We start from the raw sequence: 23,161 nt of genomic DNA, 5'->3' as shown, positions 1-23,161 counted from the left end.
GGTTCTCCTCGTGCTGGTCAGCGCACCGCGCGCTGGTAGGCGGTGACCACGGCGGCGCCGCCGAGGCCGATGTTGTGCTGGAGCGCGGCGGTGACGTTGTCGACCTGGCGCTTGTCGGCGGTGCCGCGCAGCTGCCAGGTGAGCTCGGAGCACTGGGCCAGGCCCGTCGCGCCGAGCGGATGCCCCTTGGAGATCAGGCCGCCCGACGGGTTCACCACCCACTTGCCGCCGTAGGTGGTCTGGCCCGCGTCGATCAGCTTCCCGGCCTCGCCCTCGCCGCAGAGGCCGAGCGCCTCGTAGAGCAGCAGCTCGTTGGCGGAGAAGCAGTCGTGCAGCTCGATCACCTGGAAGTCGTCGGCGCCCAGGCCCGCCTGCTCGTAGACCTTGCGCGCGGCAGCGACATTCATGTCGTAGCCGATGAGGTTCTTGGCGGTGCCGTCGAAGGTGGAGGCGAAGTCGGTGGTCATCGCCTGCCCGACGATCTCGATCGCCTGCTCCGCGAGATCGTGCCGGTCCACGAACGCCTCACTCGCCAGGATCGCCGCGCCGGAACCGTCCGAGGTCGGCGAGCACTGCAGCTTGGTGAGCGGGTCGTAGATCATTCGCGAGCCCAGGATGTCGTCGAGCGAATACTCGTCCTGGAACTGCGAATACGGGTTGTTCACCGAGTGCTTGTGGTTCTTGTGACCGATCTTGGCGAAGTGCTCGGCGGTGGTGCCGTAGCGCTTCATGTGCTCGCGACCGGCCGCGCCGAACATCCACGGCGCCACCGGGAACAGCACCTCGGAGATCTCCGCCAGGGCCAGCACGTGCTTGGCCATCGGCTGTTCGCGATCGTCCCAGGTGGAACCGAGCGAACCGGGCTGCATCTTCTCGAAGCCCAGCGCCAGCGTGCACTCGGCCAGCCCGCCCCGGATCGCCTGCGCCGCCAGGTACAGCGCGGTGGAGCCGGTCGAGCAGTTGTTGTTGACATTGACCACCGGTATGCCGGTCATCCCGAGCTCGTAGACGGCGCGCTGCCCGGAGGTGGACTCGCCGTAGACGTAGCCCACATAGGCCTGCTCGACCTCGCGGTAGTCGATGCCGGCGTCGGCCAGGGCCTTGGTGCCCGACTCCCGCGCCATGTCCGGATAGTCCCAGGCCCGGGTGGTCCCGTCGGCCTCCTCGACCTGCTTGCGGCCCGGCTTCTCGAACTTCGTCATCCCTACGCCGACCACATAGACCTTGTTCGTCATCGAACTCCCATCCTCAGGCTCCGCACAAACATACAACCCTGCATGTATCTTCACAACGCTTTTCGTGACCCCGGTCACCATCGGGCCGCGTAACAGCGGCGTAACGGTTCGGAAAATTGGCGTCTACATCCATCGAGCACCGTCGGTGAGCCGCCGAATTCGACGGCCGCGTGGATGAGGGAGAGGGAAATGGCCGGAGCAGATACCGCTGCCAAAGAAACACTCGAGGACTACACGCTGCGTTTCGCCCCGCGGAGCTACCGCAAATGGAGCCCGGCAGTGGTCGGCATCTCCGCTCTCGGCGGCATCGCCTATCTCGCCGATTTCGCGATCGGCGCGAATATCGGCATCGCGCACGGCACCGGAAACGCGCTGATCGGCATCGGTATCTTCGCCGTCGTGGTGATGCTGACCGGATTTCCGCTCGCCTATTACGCGGCGCGCTACAACATCGATCTGGATTTGATCACGCGCGGTAGCGGATTCGGCTACTACGGCTCGGTGATCACCAATATCGTGTTCGCGTCGTTCACCTTCATCTTCTTCGCGCTGGAAGGTTCGATCATGGCCCAGGGCCTGGAATTGGGCCTCGGAATTCCGCTCTGGATGGGCTATCTGGCCTCGACGGTGATCATCTTCCCGCTGGTCATCTACGGCATGAACACCCTGGCCAAGCTGCAGGTGTGGACCACTCCCCTGTGGCTGCTGCTGATGGTGGCGCCGTTCGGCTTCCTGCTGGTGCGCCACCCCGATTCGGTGGGCTCGTTCTTCGCCTACGGCGGCGAGAACGGTGGCGGCGTCAGCGTGTCCGGCGCGCTGCTGGCCGCAGGCGTGTGCCTGTCGCTGATCGCCCAGATCGCCGAGCAGATCGACTACCTGCGGTTCATGCCGCCGCGCACCCCCGAGAACCGCGCCAAGTGGTGGGGGTGGATGCTGCTGGCCGGCCCCGGCTGGGTGCTCTTCGGCGCGGCCAAGCAGGTCGTCGGCCTGTTCCTCGCGGTCTACCTGATCGCCAATCTGCCCGCCGCGCAGGGCATCGCGAACCAGCCGGTGCACCAGTTCCTGGAGATCTACCGCGACATGGTGCCGGGCTGGCTGGCCATGACGCTGGCCGTGGTGCTGGTGGTCATCAGCCAGATCAAGATCAACGTCACCAACGCCTACTCCGGCTCGCTGGCCTGGACCAACTCCTACACCCGCGTCACCAAGACCTATCCCGGTCGCCTGGTGTTCCTGGTGGTCAACCTCGGGGTGGCGCTGGTGCTGATGGAAGCGAACATGTTCGACTTCCTCAACAACATCCTGGGCTTCTACGCCAACTGCGGCATCGCCTGGATCGTCACCGTGGCCACCGACATCGCGGTGAACAAGTACCTGCTGAAGATCTCGCCGAAGGTGCCGGAGTTCCGGCGCGGCATGCTCTACGACTTCAACCCGGTCGGCCTGGTCGGCTTCGGCCTGTCGGCGGTGCTGTCGATCATGACCTTCTTCGGGCTCTTCGGTGAGCTGCTGAAGCCGTACTCGCCGCTGGTCGCGGTGCTGGTGGCCTTCGTCGCGACCCCGCTCACCGCGATCGCCACCAAGGGCAAGTACTACCTGCGCCGCGCCGACGACGGCATCGAGTTGCCGATGTTCGACGAGCACGGCAACCCGTCGGGCGACCTGCTGCCCTGCCACGTCACCGGCATGGAGTTCGAGCGACCGGACATGATCGCCTCGGCGGTCCCCGGCCCCGAGGGCGAGATCCAATACATCAGCTCGCTGGCGCTGTCCACCGACCGTGAGGGCAAGCACCTGCTGCCCCGCCAGCACTGACCCACCCACGACGGCCGTGCCGGGCGACCATCTTTCGCCCGGCACGGCCGTCGTCGTGGTCAGAGGAGTTTGCGGACCAGGGGTAGGGGCAGGGTGCGCAGAGCGAAGGCGAGGGGGATCCAGGGCCAGTCGGGGACGTAGGCCTTGGCGCGGCGCTTCTCGATGGCGGCGACCATGGCACGGACGCCGGTTTCGGTGTCCACCATGAACTTCGGCTCGTGCTTGATCCGGTCGTTCATCTCCGAGCGGATGTAGCCGGGGTAGATCACCGAGACATCCACGCCGGGAACGGCTTCGGCGCGCAGGCCCTCGGCCAGCGCCGCGACGCCCGCCTTGGTGGCGGCGTAGGTGGTCAGCGTCTTGGGCATGCCGCGCAGGCCGGAGATCGAGGAGATCATCACCAGGTGACCGCGACCCTGCGCGCGGAAGATCTCCATCGCGGCCTCGGTCTGGGCCAGGGCGGCGAGGAAGTTCACGACGGCGGTCTCGCGGTTGGCGGCGTGCTTGCCGGTGCCCAGGGGCGCGCCCTTGCCGAGTCCGGCGTTCACCACGACTCGGTCGAGGGTGCCGAACTCGGCGGCGAACCCGGCGAAGACGGTGAACACGGCGGCGTCATCGGTGACGTCCAGCTGTTTCACCGAGACGACGCGATCGGGATGCGCCGCGAGGATCTCCGCGCGCAGCTCGTCGAGCCGTTCGGTGCGCCGGGCGCACAGGCCCAGGTCGTAGCCGAGGGCGGCGAACTGGCGGGCCATCTCCGCGCCCAAGCCGGAGCTGGCGCCGGTGATCACGATGGTGCCCCGGCTCACGAGAGCGTGTCCGGTGCCTGCGCCCGCGAGGGCTCGATGTGCGAGTACATGCGCTCACGCTAGTCATCCGGCCCCGCCGGTGGAACCGATCGCTACCGATGTGGTGTCGCGGCGGCATGTCCGGGCGCGCGGTCGGACTATCCCGCCACACCCAGGTATCGACCCGACCGACCCGCGCTGCCCGCGCTCACTGGGAATCGGCCGTGATCACGGCGGCCGCCGCGGCACGCAGGTCCACCGCGGCGCGACGCCAGCGGCGATGGGCGCGTTCGGGGTCGGGGACGACGAAGTTGGCGACGAGGATGCCGCGCAGCGCGTCCATCGCGGTGTAGGCGAAGTCGCGGGCGCCCTTGCGGCGCAGATCATCCGGAACCAGCTCGGCCACCGCCCGCAGGACCGCGGTGTTGACCAGCGGTTCGACCTCTTCCATCGCGGCGGCCAGCACCGGATCGGTCCGGCCAGCCACCCACAGTTCCACCGTGGCGATGAACAGTGGTCCCTGATGCAGTTCCCACAGGAACTCGAGCGCGGCGCCGACCGGATCGTCACCGACCGAGACCTGGGTCATCTCGCTCATCGCCGCCGCCACCCGTCGCTCGGCCAGATGCTTGACGGCGGCGACCACCAGGTCGTGTTTGGACCCGAAGTGGTGCACCTGCGCGCCGCGAGTCACCCCGGCCCGCTCGGCGACTCGCGGTGTCGTCGTCCCCGCGTACCCGTACTCGACCAGGCAGTCGATGGTCGCGTCGAGCAGCCGGACGCGCATCTCGCTGCTGCGCTGTTCCTGCGTCCGCCGCTGCGGTTTGTCGGCTGCGGTGCTGGTCATCGGGCGATCCTACCGCTTACATACAGACCTGTTGGTAAGCGGGAGTTCGTCGCGTCACCGCACAGCGACCAGCCGGGCGGAGTTCGCCGCTTCGTCGTCACCCGCCTCGTTGGCGGCCAGTTCGGCATGGACCCGGTCGTAGTAGCGGTTGATCTCGGCGTTGGCGGTGTCGTCGTCCCAGCCCAGCAGCGGCGCGATCAGCCGGGCGATCTCCGGTGCGGCGGCCAGCCCACGGTCGGGGACCTCGATGGAGATGCGGGTGCGGCGGGTGAGCAGATCGTCCAGATGCAGCGCACCCTCGTGGGTGACCGCGTAGACGGCCTCGGCGGCCAGGTAGTCGGGTGCGCCCGGAATCGGCTGACGCAGCGTGGCATCGGCGGCGATCAGATCGAAGATGTCGGTGGCCAGCGCGCCGTAGCGGCCGAGCAGGTGCTCGACGACCTCGAGCGGCAGACCCACCGTGGCGGCCAGTTCGGCGGACTCGGCCAGCATGTCGCGATAGCCCTGCGCGCCGACGATCGGCAGCTGCGCGGTCGTCGAGGCCGGGATGTCACCGCCGAGGCGCGCGGCGACGGCGTCGACCACGTCGGCGGCCATCACCCGGTAGGTGGTGTACTTGCCGCCCGCGATCACGAACAGCCCGGGCACGGGCTCGGCCACGGCGTGCTCGCGCGAGAGCTTGGCCGTCTCCTTCGACGCGCCGGTCATCAGCGGACGCAGCCCGGCGTAGGTGCCGACGATGTCGGCTCTGGTCAGCGGCTCGCGCAGCAGCGCGTTGACATGGTCGAGGATGTACTGCACGTCGGCGGCGGTGGCGGTGGGATGGTTCTTGTCCAGCTCCCACGCGGTGTCGGTGGTGCCGATGATCCAGTGCTCGGCCCACGGGATCACGAACAGCACGGACTTCTCGGTGCGCATGATCAGGCCGGTGTGCAGGTCGAGCCGGTCACGCGGGACCAGGATGTGCACGCCCTTGGACATCCGCACGTGGAACGGGAAGTCGACGCCGGTCATCTTGATCATGTCGTCGGTCCAGACACCGGTCGCGCTGATCACGCTGCGGGCCCGGATGGTGTGGGCGACACCGGTTTCCAGGTCGACGACGTGCGCGCCGACGACCCGCGCCCCGTCCCGCACGAGCCCGGTGACCTTGGTGCGGGTCAGCACGGTCGCGCCGTGGTCGGCGGCGGTCCTGGCGATCATCATGGTGTGCCTGGCGTCGTCGACCTGGGCGTCGTAGTAGCGAATCGCGCCGGTCATCGCGTCCGAACGCAGCGCGGGCGCGAGTTCCAATGCGCCGGAACGGGTCAGGTGCTTGTGCATGGGGACGGCGCGCGCGCCGCCGAGGGTGTCGTAGAGGGCGACGCCGGCGCCGATGTAGGCGCGCTCCCACACCCGGTGCTGGAGCGGGAACAGGAACGGCACGGGGTGCACCAGGTGCGGCGCGAGCGTGTTCAGCAGCAGCCCACGCTCTTTGAGCGCCTCCCGGACCAGCGCGAAGTCCAGCTGCTCCAGGTAGCGCAGGCCGCCATGGATGAGCTTGGACGACCGGCTCGAGGTACCGGCGGCGAAATCGCGGGCCTCGACCAGAGTGACCGAGAGACCGCGCGCGGCGGCGTCGAGCGCGGCGCCGGCACCGGTCACGCCGCCGCCGATCACCAGCACGTCGATCTCGCGGTCGCCGAGCGCCGCGATCGCCTTGTCGCGGTAGAGGGAGTCCAGGGGAACGGACACGGTGTGCTCCTTGTCGAGGTGATCGGTCATCAGTCGAGTTCGGCCCAGTCGAGGGTGCGTTCGACGGCCTTGAGCCAGCGGCCGTACCCGCGTTCGCGTTGCTCGTCGGACCAGGCGGGGAACCAGCGGAGGTCTTCGTGCCAGTTCGCGAGCAGTTCGTCGGTGGAGTTCCAGACCCCGACCGCCAGGCCTGCCGCGTAGGCGGCGCCCAGGGCGGTGGTCTCGGCGACGACCGGCCGCGAGACCGGGACGCCGAGCAGATCGGCCTGGATCTGCATGGCCAGCTTGTTCACGGTCACGCCGCCGTCGACCCGCAGCGTCGCCAGCCGCACCCCGGAATCACGCTGCATCGCCTCGACCACGTCGCGGGTCTGATAGGCGATGGATTCCAGTGTCGCCCTGGCCAAGTGGGCGTTGTTGCTGTAGCGCGAGAGGCCGACGACGGCGCCGCGCGCGTCGGGTCGCCAGTACGGCGCGAACAACCCGGAGAACGCGGGCACGAAGTACACCCCGCCCGCGTCGTCGACCTGGCCGGCCAGGTCCTCGATCTGCGCGGCGCCCGCGATGATGCCGAGCTGGTCGCGCAGCCACTGCACGGCCGAGCCGGTGACCGCGATCGAACCTTCCAGCGCGTAGACGGGCTTGTCGTCGCCGAACTGGTAGGCGACGGTGGTCAGCAGGCCGTGTGCCGAGCGCACGATGTCGGTGCCGGTGTTGAGCATCAGGAAGTTGCCGGTGCCGTAGGTGTTCTTGGCCTCGCCCGGCTGGAAACACACCTGACCGACGCCGGCGGCCTGCTGGTCGCCGAGGACCCCGGCGATCGGGACCGCGCGCTCGAACGGCCCGTCGGGGTTGGTGGTGCCGAAACCGGCCGGGTTCGACGAGGGCGCGATGGCGGGCAGCATGGCGCGCGGGATGTCGAAGACGCGCAGCAGCTCGTCGTCCCAGCGCAGGGTCTCGAGATCCATCAGCATGGTGCGCGAGGCGTTGGTCGGATCGGTGACGTGCACGCCGCCGCGGATGCCACCGGTGAGGTTCCAGATCAGCCAGGTGTCGAGCGTGCCGAACAGGGCGTCACCGCGTTCGGCGTCGGCGCGCACGCCCTCGATGTTGTCGAGGATCCAGCGCAGCTTGCCGCCCGAGAAGTACGGCGCGGGCGGCAGACCGGTGCGCTCGCGGATCAGATCGCTGTGCCCGGCGGCCTCGAGTGCGGTGATGATCCGATCGGTGCGGGTGTCCTGCCAGACGATCGCGTTGTAGTACGGGCGACCGGTGTGGCGGTTCCACACGACGGTGGTCTCGCGCTGGTTGGTGACGCCGATCGCGGCCAGATCGGCGGCGGTGAGGTCGGCCGAGGCGAGCGCGGTCTTCACGACGGTGCGGGTGCGTTCCCAGATCTCGTCGGGATTGTGTTCGACCCAGCCGGGCCGCGGCATGATCTGCTCGTGTTCGAGCTGATGCCGGGCGACGACCGTGCCACCGCGGTCGAAAACCATGAAACGCGTCGAGGTCGTGCCCTGGTCGATCGCGCCCACATACCGATTCATCGTGGTCCTTTCGAGCGGGCTCACCGTCGAGCCCGGCACCCACGCTAGGAACGGCCCGGCCCCGCCGCCACGGCCGCCGTTCGACAATGCCGAACGCTCGGGCTGATAGGTTCGGGCGGTGCCGGGTCCGATCCAGTCGATCGAGCGAGCCGCCGCCGTGCTGCGGCTGCTCGCGCGCGGGTCGGGGCCGATGGCGGTGGGCGAGATCGCCGCCGCGCTCGACCTGGCCAAACCCACCGCGCACGGGATTCTGCGGACGCTGCTCGGGGTGGGCTTCGTCGACCAGGACCCGGCGACGGGGCGGTATCTGCTCGGGCCCGCGCTGGGCGAGCTCGGCACCGACCACCTCGATGTCAACGAACTGCGCTCACGCGCGATCCACCGGGCCGACGCGCTCGCCTCGCGGACCGGCGAGTCGGTGCGGATGGCGGTGGCGCGACCGTCGGGGGTGACGGTGGTGCACCACGTGTTCCGGCCCGACAACACCGAGCAGGTGCTCGCCGTCGGCGAGGTGCTGCCCGCGCACGCCACCGCGCTGGGCAAGGTGCTGCTCGCCTACGACGCGGCATCGAACCCAGCTGCGCTGCAGTCCTTCACGCGCCGCACTATCGTCGACCCGACCGCACTGGACCGCGCGATCGCGCAAGTGCGGCGCACCGGCTGGGCCGGCGAGGTCGAGGAGTATCGCTCCGGCGAGGCGGGCATCGCCGCGCCGATCCGCGCCAGAGGAGGACTGGTGGTCGCCGCCATCGGCATCTCGGGACCGACCGATCGGCTGTGCGACAACCGATTACAGATCCGGCCCGCCGCCGTGGAGCAGGTGCGCGCCGCCGCGCAGGCCGTGCACCGCGATCTCGGAGCGGCGCGATGATCCGGGCCACCCAGCCGCGCCCCGCACGACCCCGGCGCCGCGTGACGAACGGGAGAATCCGGTGACGCCCCGGTATGTCCTCGCCCTGGATCAGGGCACCACCTCCACCCGCTGCATCGTGTTCGATCGTCACGCCAGGCTGGCCGGCCTGGCCCAGCGGACCCACCGCCAGCGCTATCCGCGCTCGGGCTGGGTCGAGCAGGACGCGCTGGAGATCTGGCGGACGGTCGAGCGGATCGTGCCCGCGGCGCTGCGCGATGCCGGGATCACCGTCGAGCAAGTGGCCGCCATCGGGATCGCCAACCAGCGCGAAACCACCGTGGTGTGGGATCGCGCGACCGGGGTGCCGGTGCGGCCTGCCATCGTCTGGCAGGACATCCGTACCGAGGAACTCGTCGAGCGGTTCCGGGAAACGCCGGGCGCGCACCGGATCACGGAGCTGAGCGGGTTGCCGCTGGCGACCTATTTCGCCGCACCCCGGCTGCGCTGGCTGCTCGACCACGTCGACGGGCTGCGGGCCCGCGCCGAACGCGGCGAGGTGCTGTTCGGGACCATGGAGTCCTGGCTGATCTGGAATCTCACCGGCGCGCACGTCACCGATGTCACCAACGCGGGCCGCACCCTGCTGATGAATCTGGCCACCCGGCAGTGGGACGAGGAACTGCTGCGGTTCTTCGATATTCCGCGCGCGATGCTCCCCCGGATCGAGCCCTCCACCGGCGATTTCGGGATCGCGCGCACGGTTGCCCCCGGCGTCCGGATCGGCGCGGCCCTCGGCGACCAGCACGCCGCGCTCTTCGGCCAGACCTGCTTCGCTCCCGGCGAGACCGAATGCACCTACGGCACCGGTGGATTCCTGATGATGAACACCGGCACCGACCTGATCCGGTCCGAACACGGACTGCTCACCACCATCGGCTACCAGGTGGGTCCCGACCCGGTGTACGCGCTGGAGGGTCCCATCGCGGTCACCGGTTCGCTGGTCCAGTGGTTGCGCGACATCGTCGGTCTGATCGCCACCGCACCGGAGATCGAGACCCTGGCGAGCACCGTCGACGACAACGGCGGCTGCTATCTGGTCCCCGCCTTCTCCGGGCTCTACGCACCGCATTGGCGCAGCGATGCCAGGGGCTTGCTGATCGGGCTCACCTCCTACGTCACCAAGGGGCACCTGGCGCGGGCGGTGCTGGAGGCCACCGCCTGGCAGACCCGCGATGTGGTCGAGGCGATGAACGCCGATGCCGGATTGCGGGCCCGATCGCTGCGGGTCGCGGGCGGGATGGCCGCGAACAATCTGCTCATGCAGATCATCGCCGACGTGCTCGGCGTCGCGGTGATGCGTCCGCTGGTGACCGAGACGGTCTCGCTCGGCGCGGCCTACGCCGCCGGCCTGGCCGTGGGGTACTGGCCGGATCTGCAAGGGCTGCGGAGCAATTGGCGGGTGGCGGCGCAATGGGTGCCCCAGGCCGACCGCGCCGTCCGCGACGAGGAGTACGAGCGGTGGCAGCGGGCGGTGCAGCTCAGCGTCGGCTGGGCGCGGCCTGCGGGCGCGGCCGGTAGCTCACAAACTTGACCGATCGTTCCTGAAAGGGCCGAACTCAGCCCAGGATCGACGCGGCCACCCGGCCCGCGTCGCGCAGGCGGGTGGCGGAATCGGGCGCGCGTTCGAGCACCCAGACGCCCTGGAAGAAGACGAGCAGGAAGCGGGCCATGGCGCGGGTATCGGCGTCGGGCGGCAGTTCTTCCTGCGCGCGGGCGCGCGAGAGGGCGGAGAACAGCGCCGTCTCCGTACGGGCCCAGCTGGATTCGACCAGCCGCGCGACCTCGGCGTCGCGCGCGGCGAGCTCGACCGCGGCGGTCGTCACCAGGCAACCGAGGAATCTGTCCGCCGCGCAGGACTCGGTCACGAACCGATCGATCAGCCCTCTGATCGCGGGCAGCGCCGGGCCGGGCCGGGCCAATTCCGCCGTGATCCGCGCGTCGACGATCTCCAGGTGCCGTTGCAGCGCCTGCATGAACAGTTCGTGCTTGCTGCCGAAGGTCGCGTAGATGCAGCCCCTGGCGATCCCGAGATGCTCGATCAGATCCGCGATCGACGTGGTCTCGTAGCCACGCTGCCAGAACAGATCCAGCGCGCGGTCCAGCACCACGTCGGGGTCGAATTCTTTGGTACGCGCCACTTTCCGAGCATACCAACGCCTATTGCGACCGATCGGTCATGTATGCAACACTTCGAGCCGCCCTTCACGGTCACACAGTTGAACAAAGGATTCACCATGGCGTTCACCAAGCTGCTCGGCGCAGGCATCGCGGCGCTGGCTTTCGGAGCGGTCCTCGCCGCGGGCCCGGCCACGGCCGCTCCGCTGACCCCCGCCCCCGTCGTCGCCCCCGGCGAACCCGCTCCGGGCGGTGCGTCCACGGGTAGTGCCTTCCTCGACGAGTTCGGCTCGTTCCTGCGCCAGCTGCAGTGCGGCTCGGCGTACTCCTGCAACCCGCCCGCCTAGCCGCGTCGGTCCGTCGCGCACTCGCCGCCGGGGCGGTCGGCGAGTGCGCGGTCACCTCAGCCCAGCGCCGCGAGCGCGTCCACCTCGAACAGCATGCCCGGCAGGGCCAGCGCGGCGACCCCGAGCAGGGTCTGCGCGGGCGGCCGGTCACCCCAGATCTCGGCGATCTTGGCGCCGAGCACCGTCAGCTTCTCCACATCGTGGTCGACGACGAACGTGCGCAACTGCGCGACATCGGCGTAGTCCGCCCCCGCCGACCGCAGCGCGACGCCCAGATTCGCGAACGCCCGATCCACCTGCTCGCCGAAATCGCTACTGGTCGTGTGCCCTTCGGCATCGGAGTCGTACTGCCCCGCGATGACGACCAGTTCGCCCGTCACCCGCGCGACGTGGCTGTACCCGAACCCGGTCGGATCGTGCAGTTCGGACGGGTTGCTGATCACTACTGACATGACACCTCTCCTGTTGCCGATGGTCCTGCGCAGAGGAGACGACGCGGCGCGCCCGAGTGTGACATTTCCGGGCGTTCAGCCGGTGGATCGGGCGCGGGCAGGGGTCGGTGCACGGGTTGTCGCGTTGCAGCTCGGTGCCCGACCGGCCTCCGTGCTTGTAGGGTTCGGTGAGCAAACCGGGGAGGACTCCTGCATGGCACAGCTTCGGCATCGGATCGACGAAATGACCGATGACTCGGGATATCTCGGTCTTGTCGACCCACACGCGTACACGTCGTTCGTGGGCGAAGACTGGACCTTGGAGCTACTGTTCGAGCGCGTCGAATCGCAGATCCGGCAGCGGACGATGCTGCTCTGGGGAACCGGCGGCGAGGAGCAATGGCAAATCGACCTCTCGGACTCGCCGGTAGATCCGCGGCTGCCGATCATCAGGCAGATCGCCGGCCCCATCACCGTGACGGGCGGTGAGCTGGTCGTCGTCAATTTGGACACGGTCACCATGGCCGCCCAGTTCGCCGACTCCGCCGTGGACGACGACAAGGAGATCTACGGGTCCAGCGTCGAACTCCCGAACGGCGACTACATCTGCACCATCAGTCAGCTCACCGATCCCGAGCGGGACCGGACACATGACGGCCCCGACTTCCACCTCCAGCTGCTGGCTGGACGAATCCCGCCATGGTCCGGAGTCGCATGGTCCGAGCTGTGACGCTCCGGCGGAACGCACGACAGCGGGGTCAGCCGGCGGTGTCCGGCGCGCGGCGCCGGGCGGCCCAGACGGTGACGGTGAACAGGCCGACGCCGAGGATCGCCAGGAGGGCGCCGACGGCGGCGGGGGCGGTGTAGCCGAGACCGGCGGCGATGACCAGCCCGCCCAGCCAGGCGCCCGCCGCGTTGGCGATGTTGAGGGCGGCGTGGTTGAGGGCGGCGGCGAGGGTCTGGGCGTCGGCGGCGACGTCCATCAGGCGGGTTTGCAGGCCGGGGGCCAGGGCGGCGCCGGACGCGCCGACCAGGAACGCGCCGATCGAGGCGGTGATCGGGTTGTGCGCGGCCGCAACGAAGCCGGCCAGGATGATCACCATCGCGATCATGCCGACGAGGATCGAGCGGTCCACGCCCCGGTCGGCCAGGATGCCGCCGAGGACGTTGCCCGTGATCATGCCGAGGCCGAACAGGGCCAGCACGATCGGGACCGCGCCGATCGGCATGCCCGCGACGTCGGTCATGGTGGTGGCGATGTAGGTGTAGACGGCGAACATGCCGCCGAAGCCGATCGCGCCCACGGCCAGGGTGAGCAGCACCTGCGGGCGGCGCAGCGCGCCGAGTTCGGTCATCGGGTTGGTGATCTTCATACCGCTCAGGCTCGGCACGAACCGCCACAGCGCCGCTACCGTCGCGACCCCGATCACCGCGACCACGACATAGGCGTCCCGCCAGCCCAGATGCTGGCCCAGCCAGGTCGCGCCCGGCACCCCGATCACGTTCGCCACGCTCAGCCCCAGCATCACCGCGGCCACCGCCTTGGCCCGCTGCCCGACCGGGGCGAGCGTAGCCGCGGCCAGCGAGGCGACACCGAAGTAGGCGCCGTGCGGCAGACCGGAGACGAACCGGGCCGCCACCAGCGTGCCGAAGGTCGGGGCCAGCACCGTCGCGGCATTGCCGACGGTGAACGCGGCCATCAACGCGATGAGCAGTTTCTTGCGCGGCACCCGGGCGCACAGCGCGGCGATCAGCGGCGCGCCGACGACGACGCCCAGCGCGTACGCCGACACCGCGTGCCCGGCCGTCGGCTCGGAGATGTCGAAGTCGGCCGCGATATCGGGCAGCAGACCCATCGTCACGAACTCGGTGGTGCCGATGCCGAACCCTCCCAGCGCCAGCGCGAGCATCGCCGGGACATGCCAGTTCGTGCGTGGCGTCTCGACGAGACCGGAGGCGGAGAGGGAAGAAGTCACGCATCCATGCAACGGGCCCCGCTTCCCGATCGCTACCCGGGGCGAGGGTGAGTTATCCCACCCCGATGCCCGGCGACGAGAAAGGCGCCCGCATCGGGTCCGATGCGGGCGCCTTGCCCAGCGGTGCGGGTGCCGCGGTTCGACGCGGCGCCCCAGCTCTATCTCACTTCAGGGCGCGAGCGAGGTTCACGTCCAGCGCACCCAGGAACTCCTCGGTGCTCAGGTAGCCCTGGTCGCCGCCGACGAGCAGCGCCAGGTCCTTGGTCATCTGCCCGCCTTCGACGGTCTTGATGACGACGTCCTCGAGCGCCTGCGCGAAGCCGATCACCTCGGGGGTGTTGTCCAGCTTGCCCCGGTGCTCCAGGCCACGGGTCCAGGCGAAGATCGACGCGATCGGGTTGGTCGAGGTCGGCTTGCCCTGCTGGTGCTGGCGGTAGTGCCGGGTGACGGTGCCGTGCGCGGCCTCGGCCTCACAGGTCTTGCCGTCCGGGGTGAGCAGCACCGAGGTCATCAGGCCCAGCGAGCCGAAGCCCTGCGCCACGGTGTCGGACTGCACGTCGCCGTCGTAGTTCTTGCAGGCCCAGACGTAGCCGCCCTCCCACTTCATGGAGGAGGCGACCATGTCGTCGATCAGGCGGTGCTCGTAGGTCAGGCCCGCCGCGTCGAACTCGGCCTTGAACTCGGCGTCGAAGACTTCCTGGAAGGTGTCCTTGAACATGCCGTCGTAGGCCTTGAGGATGGTGTTCTTCGTGGAGAGGTACACCGGGTAGTTCTGCTGCAGGCCGTAGTTGAACGAGGCCCGCGCGAAGTCCTCGATGGACTTCTTGAAGTTGTACATGCCCATGACGACGCCGCCGTCCTCGGGCATCTTCACGACCTCGTGCACGATCGGCTCGCTGCCGTCCTCCGGGGTGAAGGTCAGCGTGACGGTGCCCGCCTCGTAGACCTTGAAGTCGGTGGCGCGGTACTGGTCGCCGAACGCGTGGCGGCCGATGATGATCGGCTTGGTCCAGCCGGGCACCAGGCGGGGCACGTTGGAGATGATGATCGGCGCGCGGAAGATGGTGCCACCCAGAATGTTACGGATGGTGCCGTTGGGCGAGCGCCACATCTTCTTGAGGCCGAACTCCTTCACCCGCGCTTCGTCGGGGGTGATGGTGGCGCACTTCACGCCGACGCCGTACTTCTTGATGGCGTTCGCGGCATCGACGGTGACCTGGTCGTCTGTCTTGTCGCGGTACTCGATGCCGAGGTCGTAGTACTCGAGGTTCACGTCGAGATACGGGTGGATCAGCTTGTCCTTGATGAACTGCCAGATGATCCGGGTCATCTCGTCGCCGTCGAGTTCTACGACGGTACCTTCAACCTTGATCTTGGACATGGATCTTCGTGTCCTCCTAGGATGGTGCCCTCATTGCACGGCCAGGCGAACACGCTTGTGAGCGGACCCCAGCTGTTCCAACAGACAACGTATATGCCCCGCGTTGTCTGCGGGACGTGTGGTGCAAACAAGACGAGCGTACTGCTGCCCCCTACCTCACCGCGATGGGAGGGCCCGCTGTGCGGGACTCCGCCGGCGCAGCGGACGGCAAACGGGTCGCAAGTGACCGAGGGCACTGTCGGGTCATGACCGACATACGCTCGACACCCAACCTACTCGGCATGCGCCTGGCCCATCGCGCGATGCTGGCCGATACCGCCCGGTTCGCCGCTCTGACCGGGGAACTCGCCGCCACCCGGACACCGTGTCCGCCGCGGCGGGTCCGCGCGATCGCCGACTATCTCGGCCTGCTGTGCGACTCCATCCACCATCACCACCGCGTCGAGGACGAGGTGCTCTGGCCGACGCTGACCGCCGCCGCGGGCGACGCGGTGGAACTCAGGGAGCTCACCGACGACCATGCCCAGCTCGACCCGGCGCTGGCCCAGATCAGGACGACCTGTGCCGACCTGGTCGCCCGCCGCCCGGGTGCCGCCGCCGACCTGGCCGAGCGGCTGACCCGGCTGCACACCGTGCTCGACGAGCACATCGCCGACGAGGAGCGCACGGTCTTCCCGATCATCACCGAGTACCTGACCACCGCGCAGTGGGAGCGGGTCGAGGCGGCGGCCCGCGGCGGCGCGGTGATGAGTTTCGAACTGCCGCGCATGGTCGCGGTCTGCGCGCCGACGGAACTCGCCGAACTGAGGGCCGAGGGTGGACTGCCGGTGCGGGTGATGCTGACGGTGTTCGGTATCGGATACCGCCGTCGGGAGCGTGTGCTGGCCGGTGGATGAACCAGTGGCGGCGGCGGGCTACGCGGTCGCCGACGGCCCGCCCGCGGTGGTGCCGAGATCGTCGAGTGCGGCCAGTTCGGTCGCGATGGCGGCGAGCACGTCCTCGGCCGCGGCGCGGTGCGCGGTCGCGGCGTCGTGGTCACCCAGCCGGTCGGCCAGTTCGGCGAGGACGGTGTCGACCGGGCCGAAGGCGACCGACCCGGAGTCCATTCCCGCGATGGTGCCCGCCCTCGGCAGCAGATCCTGATAGAGCTGCCGGGCCGCCTCGATCGTGCCGATCCGGGTGACCACCCTGGCCTCGAACACCGACATCGCGCACCAGTAGTAGTCCCGCAGCACCGGGGTGCCCGCGCCGAGCACAGCGGCCGCTCGCTCGGTGTCGCCCGCGTCGAGCAGGGCCAGCATGTACGCGGACCTGAGCGCGTGCGGCGCGACCGCGTTCAGCGCGGCGAAACCCTCCAGGCCGGGCGCGAGGTCGCCCAGCGCCCAGCCGGTCATCATCTCGGCGAGCAGGACCAGTTCGGCGCCGTTGGCGTGACCTGCCGCGATCATCTTCGCGCTGAGGTCGGCATCGATGGCCTCGGCGGTCGCGAAGTCGCCGCGCAGCGCGGCGAGCACAGCCAGGTGCGCGGTGGACACGACCAGCAGCGGGCCGAGCTGGCCACCCTCGGCGCAGTCGAGTGCCTTGGCGATCTCGGCTCGCGCGGCGACGAGCCGGCCCGCGCCCGAGGCGACGAGGAAGCGCAGGAAATGCGCGACCGCCTGGTACTCCGGCAGCCCCGCCTCGGTCGACACCCGCAGCAGTTCGTCGGCCAGGGCGCCGCGCTCCGGCCACAGGTCGGGGCCGAGCGCGACGAAGGCCCTGGCATTGAGTGCGGCGCACAACAATTCGGGATCACCGAGCTCGCGCGCCGTGCGCAAGGCCTCGGCGGAGCAGGCGAAGGCGTGCGGGTTGTCGAAGCCGACGACTTCGAAGGCGGTGCTGACGAGCAGCCGGATCCGCAGGTCCGGCGCTGTCGTGCGCGCCGACGCGGCGGCCAGTTCCGCCCACATGCCGGGGTCGGGCAGACCGCGTTCGCGGCTGGTCCAGATGGTGGGGGCACGCCAGCAGGTGAGGACCGCGACGACGGGATCGGTCGCGATGATCCTGGCATCGTCGTCGCGCGCGGCAGCGGTGTTCGGCATGAGGGCGCGCGCCGTTGCCAGAGCTTCGACGCGCAGGATGCGGGCCTGTTCGTCGTTGCCGCCGTAGGCGAGGGCGTTGATCAGCGCGCAGGTGGTCGACAGGGCCGCCAGGCGGTCGGCGCGCGGTGCCGTGGCGTCGACGTGTCCTGCGCTGGTGTGCAATTCGAGGGCGGAGCGCCACAGTGGCTCGGCGTCCTGGTGGGCGCGACGGGCGGTGCGGCGGCGGGCGGCGGCGAGGACGTAGCGCAGCGCGCGGGTGGCGTTCGCGGTGCCTGCCCCGGCGATGGCGTGGTGGGCCATGGCGTCGAGGTCGACGGTGCCGGTAGCGGATTCGAGGTCCGCCGTGGACGCGCCGGTGCGGCGTTCGAGGAGTTCCAGGGCCGACCAGTGCAGGCGGGCGCGGCGCAGGGTGGGGATGTCGCCGTAGACGGCGTCGCGGATCAGGGCGTGGGCGAAGGTGATCCGATCGGTGTCCGCGATGCGGACCAGTCCGGCGACGGTCACCGTGTCGACCAGGTCGATCAGCGTGTCCTCCGGTTCGGCGGTCAGCTCGAGCAGGGTGTCGAAGTCGATGTCGTCGCCCCAGACGGCGGCCAGGCGCAGGGCGCGGGCCGCGCCCGCGGGCAGCCGGGCGATCCGGCGGCCGAGGACGTCGCGGACGCCGTCCGGCACGGCGTGCAGGTCGCCCACCGCCGCGGCGAGGGTGGCGACCTCGCGGACGAACAGCGGGTTGCCGCCGGTCCTGGCGCGCAGGCGTTCGGCGGTGTCGTCGTCGATGGCCCGCAGACCGGCCCGGCTCGCGATGGCGCGCACCGCCGCGGTGTCGAGGCCACCCAGTTCGAGGCGGCGGCCGGTCACCGCCGCCAGCGCGGCGGCCGAGGCGCGCACGCCCGCGTCGGCCTCGTCACCGCGCGCGGTGACCAGGACCAGGACCGGGCGATGCGCCAGCCACGCCACCAGTTGGCGCAGGATCTGCAGGGTGGCGCTGTCGGCGCGATGGACGTCCTCGAGGATCACCAGCACGGGCCCGTCGACCAGTCGCTGCGCGCAGGCCCGCGCCACCGCCCGCGCGATGCCGAACGGACCGGCTTCCCGCTCCGCCTCCGCGCCGAGCCCTTCGAGCAGATGCGTCCAGGCCCACGCCGCGGGCGCACCGTCGACCTCCGGACACGCGGCCCCGGCGACGGTCCACCCGTCCCCGGCCAGCACCTGGGCCAGGGCCTCACTCTGCGTCGTCTTCCCCGCTCCCGCTTCCCCTTCCAGCCACACCACCCGGGCCCGCCCGTGCGCCACCACCTCGGCCGCCTCGGCGCGCAGCGCCGCCCGTTCGGCGTCGTAGCCGACCGCGTCCGCGCTGAACCGCGCTCGCGGGGCGGGCCGATCCGGACCACCGCCGGCCCCGGCGGCCTTCGCCGCACCCACTCCCCCGACACCCGCGCTCGCCGCGCTCGCCGCGCTCGCCGAGGTCGCCGAGGTCGCCGAGGTCGCCGAGGTCGCCGAGGTCGCCGAGGCATCGTCGCCGACAGATCGCGCCGGGTGTCCGACGCGGTGGTCGGTGAGCGGCTCCGCCTCCGCGAAGGTCACCGGCGGCCTACCGTCGGCAGACCGCACGGCTTCGGTCGAACCGATCGCCGAGCCTCTCGACTCCCCACCACCGGCGGGCTGAGCTTGTCCAGCCGACGAATCCACCAGACCCGGCCGCGCAGGTCCAGCCGACGGTTCCACCGGACCCGGCCGCGCTTGTCGAGCCAACGGTTGCACCGGATCGGTCTGGGCTGGTCCAGCCGATGATTGCACCGAGTCGGCAGGGTGTACCGCGCCGGTCGATCCCGGTACCGGCTCGGCTAGGTGCGCCGCCCCGGTCGATTGCCGCACCGGCTCGACGAAGTGCACCGCCCCGGTCGATTGCTGCATCGGCTCGGCGGGGTGCGCCGCAGCGGTCGAGTGGGTCGGTGGCAGGTCCAGTTCCGGGGCGTGGGTGAGGATGGCGGTTTCGAGGGCGGCGAGGGCCGGGCCGGGCCGGACGCCGTATTCGGTGTCCAGGTAGTCGCGGACCCGGCGGAGGGTGGCCAGGGCGTCGAGCTGGCGGCCCAGGCGGTAGTGGGTCAGTGCCAGGAGGCGGGCGGCGTTCTCACGGTCGGGGTGATCGGTGACGTGCGGGTGCAGCAGGGCCAGGGCCTCGTCCGACCGGCCGAGCGCCAGGGCCGCTTCGGCGCGGCGTTCGACGGCGACGCGGCGGAGTTCGTGCAGGCGGGTGGCTTCCGGGACGACCCAGTGGGCCGTGGCGAAGGGAGCGTAGGGCTCACCGTGCCAGCACGCCAGGGCCGCACCGAGCGCCGCGTAGCGCTGCGCCGGATCGGTGCGATCGCCGTCGGCGAGCAGGCGTTCGAAGTGCCACGCGTCGACCGCGGACCGGTCGAGCCGCAGTGCGTAGCCGGGGGCCTCGGAGATCAGCACGGTGGCCGGGGCGCGGGGCGGGCGATCGGGTTCGAGGGCGCGGCGCAGGTAGGAGATGTGGGCCTGGAGGGCACCCAGGGCCTTCGGCGGCGGGTCGCCCGCCCACAGGTCGTCGATCAGGCGATCGGTCGAAACCACCTCGCCGCCGGCGAGCACCAGACGGGCCAGGAGCGCGCGCTGACGCGGTCCACCCAGATCGGCGGGCCGCCCACCCACCTCGACCCGCAACGGGCCGAGCACTTCGATGCGTACGGCGGGCGTGCCGCCGTACGGTCCTTCGTCTTCGATGCGGTCAATCTACCTGGCGATACGCACCCCCGCGAGGCCGATCGCCACACCCTGGGCGACGGTTCCGGGGATGATCCACCAGCCCTCCGCGCCGGGCAGCACCCCGGGCAGCATCGCCGCGACCGTCATCGACAGCGTGCCCAGGATGATCAGCACGCCGGACCAGCGGCCGAACACGGCGGCGGGCCGGATCAGCGCGTACACCGCGAGCAGCACGAACCCGAGCAGCAACGCCAGCGACAGCGGCGCGAGCACCGCGGCCGAGGCGTCGGCGATCTCGGTCGCGGCGTGGTGGTCGAGATGGGTGCTGACGAACACCTCGTGATAGGCCCCGATCGGGATCACCACCGCCAGCCCGGCGAACAGCAACCCGTGCGCGAGGGTGAGCATCTTGCCCGCCCGCTCGTCACCCGGCCTGCGGATGGCCCGGATCAGCGCGGGCAGCCCGACCGCCATCAGCACCGCGCCGACGGCGAAGGTGAGATGCGCGGCCGCCCAGGTGGCCGCCTGCTCGGAGGACTCGGCGTGTTCCAGCGGATGCATGAGGTTGCCCGCCGCCCACAGGGCCGCGCCCACGGCCAGGACCACTGCCCTGCCCCGATCCCGACTCCCCGGCGGGACGGAGCTCGACGTGCGGTCGGCGGAATGCGCTAGCGCGGTGTTGTTCGCCTCATCGGCGGTCTCGATAGTCATGCACAGAGCGTGACCGCGGCCGATTGGCGCCCACTTGCGAACGAATTGCGATCGCCTGGCCCGCGCGCCGCCGCCCGGCACACACGCGGGCCCCGCCTGCCGAAACGGCGTGCGGGGCCCGGTGCTCCGAACTCAGACCGCGACCGGCACCCGGGTGGCGTGCTCGTCGCCTTCGATCAGGTTCTCCGGCTTGTCCCTGATCATCACCGCGATCACCACGGCGGCGGCGAGGAAGAACCCGGCGCCGACGTAGAACGCGACATCGTAGCTGTAGATCGAGGCGCGTTCGACGAGGTGGTCGATGGTCGGGTTGTCGGTCGCGTAGTTCTTCGCGGCCTGCACCGACAGCGTCGTCAGCAGGGCGGTGCCGACCGCGCCGCCGACCTGCTGAGCCGCGTTGAGCAGGGCGCTGGCCACACCGGAGTCCGCGGCGTCGACCTGATGCAGCGCGACGGCCTGCATCCCGACGAACAGCGGGCCCATGCCGAGCGCGATCAGCAACTGCGCGGGCAGCACGCTCAGCGCGTAACCGTCGCCGTAGCCGAGCTGGGCCAGCCACAGCAGGCCGACGGTGCCGAGCAGCGCGCCGACGACCATCAGCGGACGCGGGCCGAGCTTGGGCATCAGCGCGCTGGTGACACCGGCCGAGACCGCGATGCCCACCGGGAACGGCAGGAACGCGACGCCCGCTTTCAGCGGCGAGTAGCCGAGGGTGTTCTGGTAGTAGAAGCTCAGGAACAGGAACATCGCGAACATGGCGATCGGGATCAGCAGCGCGGCCAGCAGCGCGCCGCCCCGGTTGATCTCGCCCGGAATGCGCAGCGGCAGGAGCGGATTCGACGAGCGCGCCTCGATGACGACGAAGGCGATCAGCAGCGCGAAGCCCACCCCGAGCAGGCCGAGCGTGCTCCCGGCCAGCCAGCCGTCCTCGGCGGCCCGGCTGAATCCGTACACGATCGCCACCAGGCCCGCCGTCACCGTGACGGCGCCGGGCAGGTCGTAGCCGCCCAGGCGCGGCGCGGGCACATCGCGCACGATGACCGCCAGCGCGCCGAGCAGCGCGACGATCGCGACCGGGGTGTTCATCAGCAGCGTCCAGCGCCACGACACGTACTCGGTGAGCGCGCCGCCCACGATCAGCCCGAACGCGACGCCACCGGCCGAGATGCCGGCGAATACCGCGAACGCGCGGGCCCGTTCCTTCACGTCGGTGAACGTCACCGACAGCAGCGACAGCGCCGAGGGCGCGAGCAGCGCGGCGAACGCGCCCTGCAAGCCGCGCCCGAGGAACAGCTGCAAGCCGTCCTGGGCGAGTCCGGCCAGGGCCGATGCGGCGGCGAAGCCGACCAGGCCGATCAGGAAGATCCGCCTGCGGCCGAGGTAGTCGGCCATCCGGCCGCCGAGCAGCAGCAGGCCGCCGAAGATCAGCGTGTAGGCGGTGAGCGCCCACTGTTTGTCGCCCTCGCTGATGCCGAGGTCTTTCTGGGCGAACGGGAGCGCGATCGTCACGACGGTGGCGTCGAGGATCACCATCAACTGCGCGGAGGCGAGCACGGCGAGCGCCCACCAGCGTGTCGAACTCTGTTGTACCTCAGTAGGTTTCGCATCTATTTCGGTGCCGGTCACCGCGGACTCCTAGTCACTCGAAGGCTCGCGCTCAATCCTGACACCGCGAGACAATTGGCGTCAAGAGCAAAATGTCTGACTGCGACATTTGACGTGCGAGGACAGACGAATCGGGTGGGACGGTAATCTGGAGGAATGCTGGACTCGACCACTCCGATCAGCGCGGACCGGACGACCGAACCCGCAGCCCCTACCGGGCCCGATCGCGCGCCGACCGGCCTGCGCGAACGCAAGAAGCTGCAGACCAAGGCGGCGATCGTGGAGATCGGGCTGAACCTGTGCGACTCACAGGGCTTCGACGCGACCACCGTCGAGCAGATCGCCGCGGGCGCCGACGTCTCCCCCCGCACGGTGAACCGGTACTTCCCGATGAAGGAAGACATCGTGCTCGCCCCGATCGACGACTTCGGGCTCGCCGTCGCCGTCGCGCTGGGCGAGCAACCGCGCACCGACAACGAGCTACAGGCGCTGTGTGGCGCCTACCTGCAGGTCATCGACACCGAGGCCGATGCCGACGGCGTGCGGTTCCTGCGTCAGTTCCTGCAGATGCAGCGGATCATGCGCGCCAGCCAGGCCGTGAACGCGCGGGCACTCGAGTACGCCGAGAAGAAGAACATCGCGGTCTGCGCGCGACTGGCCGAGCGGATGTCGACGACCCCGGACGACTTCTCGGTCCGGCTGGTGGCAGGCACCTGGCAGATGCTGTGCCACCTCTCGCTCGTCTCGGTCGAGGACGCGTTGCTCAGCTCGACCCCCGAGGCCGCCGCGCTGGTCACCCGCGACGCCGTTCTGCGCGCCTACCACGAGCTTCGGCGCATCTGCGGCGCCCAGCCGGACCCCGACACGCCAGCGGTCGGCACACCGGCGGCGGAGTGATCCACGGCATG

General features: G+C 70.2%; 19 protein-coding genes. 7 read left to right on the top strand and 12 right to left on the bottom strand.

Features of this window, described 5'->3' with window-relative positions; genetic code table 11:
- Positions 1-17: 17 nt before the first annotated feature.
- Positions 18-1,235, bottom strand: coding sequence for a lipid-transfer protein (locus Q7X29_RS07460; RefSeq protein WP_218717659.1), 1,218 nt, complete (start codon positions 1,233-1,235; stop codon positions 18-20).
- A gap of 189 nt (positions 1,236-1,424) precedes the next feature.
- Between Q7X29_RS07460 and Q7X29_RS07455 the strand changes: the two genes are divergently transcribed.
- Positions 1,425-3,050, top strand: coding sequence for a purine-cytosine permease family protein (locus Q7X29_RS07455; RefSeq protein WP_316573618.1), 1,626 nt, complete (start codon positions 1,425-1,427; stop codon positions 3,048-3,050).
- Between the two features lie 59 nt (positions 3,051-3,109).
- Here the strand turns inward: Q7X29_RS07455 and Q7X29_RS07450 are convergent, their stop codons facing one another.
- The 4 genes from Q7X29_RS07450 to glpK (Q7X29_RS07435) form a co-directional block, all read right to left on the bottom strand.
- Entirely contained in the window at positions 3,110-3,859 is a 750-nt protein-coding gene (locus Q7X29_RS07450; RefSeq protein WP_316573617.1) for an SDR family oxidoreductase, read from the bottom strand.
- A gap of 187 nt (positions 3,860-4,046) precedes the next feature.
- Positions 4,047-4,685, bottom strand: coding sequence for a TetR/AcrR family transcriptional regulator (locus Q7X29_RS07445; protein ID WP_316573616.1), 639 nt, complete (start codon positions 4,683-4,685; stop codon positions 4,047-4,049).
- 54 nt (positions 4,686-4,739) lie between these two features.
- The gene (locus Q7X29_RS07440; RefSeq protein ID WP_394358662.1) at positions 4,740-6,449 is read right to left on the bottom strand and encodes a glycerol-3-phosphate dehydrogenase/oxidase; all 1,710 of its coding nucleotides are present in this window, start codon (positions 6,447-6,449) and stop codon (positions 4,740-4,742) included.
- Entirely contained in the window at positions 6,449-7,966 is a 1,518-nt protein-coding gene (glpK, locus tag Q7X29_RS07435; RefSeq protein WP_218717654.1) for a glycerol kinase GlpK, read from the bottom strand. Before glpK (Q7X29_RS07435) ends, Q7X29_RS07440 begins: the two co-directional genes overlap by 1 nt.
- Positions 7,967-8,084: 118 nt before the next feature.
- Between glpK (Q7X29_RS07435) and Q7X29_RS07430 the strand changes: the two genes are divergently transcribed.
- Positions 8,085-8,837, top strand: a complete 753-nt coding sequence (locus tag Q7X29_RS07430; RefSeq protein WP_218717653.1) for an IclR family transcriptional regulator — start codon at positions 8,085-8,087, stop codon at positions 8,835-8,837.
- 61 nt (positions 8,838-8,898) lie between these two features.
- Positions 8,899-10,410, top strand: coding sequence for a glycerol kinase GlpK (glpK, locus tag Q7X29_RS07425; protein ID WP_218717652.1), 1,512 nt, complete (start codon positions 8,899-8,901; stop codon positions 10,408-10,410).
- Between the two features lie 25 nt (positions 10,411-10,435).
- Here glpK (Q7X29_RS07425) and Q7X29_RS07420 read toward each other — a convergent pair whose 3' ends face one another.
- Positions 10,436-11,017, bottom strand: coding sequence for a TetR/AcrR family transcriptional regulator (locus tag Q7X29_RS07420; RefSeq protein ID WP_316573614.1), 582 nt, complete (start codon positions 11,015-11,017; stop codon positions 10,436-10,438).
- A 96-nt stretch (positions 11,018-11,113) separates the two neighbouring features.
- On the opposite strand from Q7X29_RS07420, the gene Q7X29_RS07415 reads away from it, so the two are divergent.
- Positions 11,114-11,341 carry a hypothetical protein gene (locus Q7X29_RS07415; RefSeq protein WP_218717650.1) on the top strand — a complete coding sequence of 76 codons (228 nt, stop codon included), beginning with the start codon at positions 11,114-11,116 and terminating at the stop codon, positions 11,339-11,341.
- Between the two features lie 56 nt (positions 11,342-11,397).
- Here Q7X29_RS07415 and Q7X29_RS07410 read toward each other — a convergent pair whose 3' ends face one another.
- On the bottom strand, positions 11,398-11,793 hold the full coding sequence (locus Q7X29_RS07410) for a RidA family protein (protein WP_316573613.1): 396 nt from the start codon (positions 11,791-11,793) through the stop codon (positions 11,398-11,400).
- Positions 11,794-11,986: 193 nt separating this feature from the next.
- Between Q7X29_RS07410 and Q7X29_RS07405 the strand changes: the two genes are divergently transcribed.
- Entirely contained in the window at positions 11,987-12,502 is a 516-nt protein-coding gene (locus Q7X29_RS07405; protein WP_316573612.1) for a hypothetical protein, read from the top strand.
- 28 nt (positions 12,503-12,530) lie between these two features.
- On the opposite strand, the gene Q7X29_RS07400 is transcribed toward Q7X29_RS07405, so the two are convergent.
- Both Q7X29_RS07400 and Q7X29_RS07395 read right to left on the bottom strand, forming a co-directional pair.
- On the bottom strand, positions 12,531-13,748 hold the full coding sequence (locus Q7X29_RS07400) for an MFS transporter (protein ID WP_374104845.1): 1,218 nt from the start codon (positions 13,746-13,748) through the stop codon (positions 12,531-12,533).
- Positions 13,749-13,911: 163 nt separating this feature from the next.
- Complete coding sequence (locus tag Q7X29_RS07395) at positions 13,912-15,129, bottom strand: NADP-dependent isocitrate dehydrogenase (RefSeq protein ID WP_218717647.1); 1,218 nt, start codon at positions 15,127-15,129, stop codon at positions 13,912-13,914.
- Positions 15,130-15,374: 245 nt separating this feature from the next.
- Here Q7X29_RS07395 and Q7X29_RS07390 point away from each other — a divergent pair, with 245 nt between their 5' ends.
- A complete protein-coding gene (locus tag Q7X29_RS07390) occupies positions 15,375-16,025 on the top strand; it encodes a hemerythrin domain-containing protein (RefSeq protein WP_316573611.1) in 651 nt (216 codons plus the stop codon).
- An 18-nt stretch (positions 16,026-16,043) separates the two neighbouring features.
- Here the strand turns inward: Q7X29_RS07390 and Q7X29_RS07385 are convergent, their stop codons facing one another.
- The 3 genes from Q7X29_RS07385 to Q7X29_RS07375 all read right to left on the bottom strand — a co-directional run bounded on the left by Q7X29_RS07385 (position 16,044) and on the right by Q7X29_RS07375 (position 22,202).
- The gene (locus tag Q7X29_RS07385) at positions 16,044-19,907 is read right to left on the bottom strand and encodes a BTAD domain-containing putative transcriptional regulator (protein ID WP_316573610.1); all 3,864 of its coding nucleotides are present in this window, start codon (positions 19,905-19,907) and stop codon (positions 16,044-16,046) included.
- Positions 19,908-19,964: 57 nt separating this feature from the next.
- Positions 19,965-20,648 carry a hypothetical protein gene (locus tag Q7X29_RS07380; RefSeq protein ID WP_316573609.1) on the bottom strand — a complete coding sequence of 228 codons (684 nt, stop codon included), beginning with the start codon at positions 20,646-20,648 and terminating at the stop codon, positions 19,965-19,967.
- A 132-nt stretch (positions 20,649-20,780) separates the two neighbouring features.
- The gene (locus tag Q7X29_RS07375; protein ID WP_308248412.1) at positions 20,781-22,202 is read right to left on the bottom strand and encodes an MFS transporter; all 1,422 of its coding nucleotides are present in this window, start codon (positions 22,200-22,202) and stop codon (positions 20,781-20,783) included.
- Positions 22,203-22,409: 207 nt separating this feature from the next.
- Between Q7X29_RS07375 and Q7X29_RS07370 the strand changes: the two genes are divergently transcribed.
- Positions 22,410-23,150: a TetR family transcriptional regulator gene (locus Q7X29_RS07370; RefSeq protein ID WP_218717345.1), complete on the top strand. Its 741-nt coding sequence runs from the start codon at positions 22,410-22,412 to the stop codon at positions 23,148-23,150.
- Positions 23,151-23,161: the final 11 nt, after the last annotated feature.

Source organism: Nocardia canadensis (assembly GCF_032656385.1).
Lineage (GTDB): Bacteria > Actinomycetota > Actinomycetes > Mycobacteriales > Mycobacteriaceae > Nocardia > Nocardia canadensis.
The sequence above is the reverse complement of the archived record's forward strand: the minus strand, read 5'-3'. Positions and strand labels throughout refer to the sequence as shown.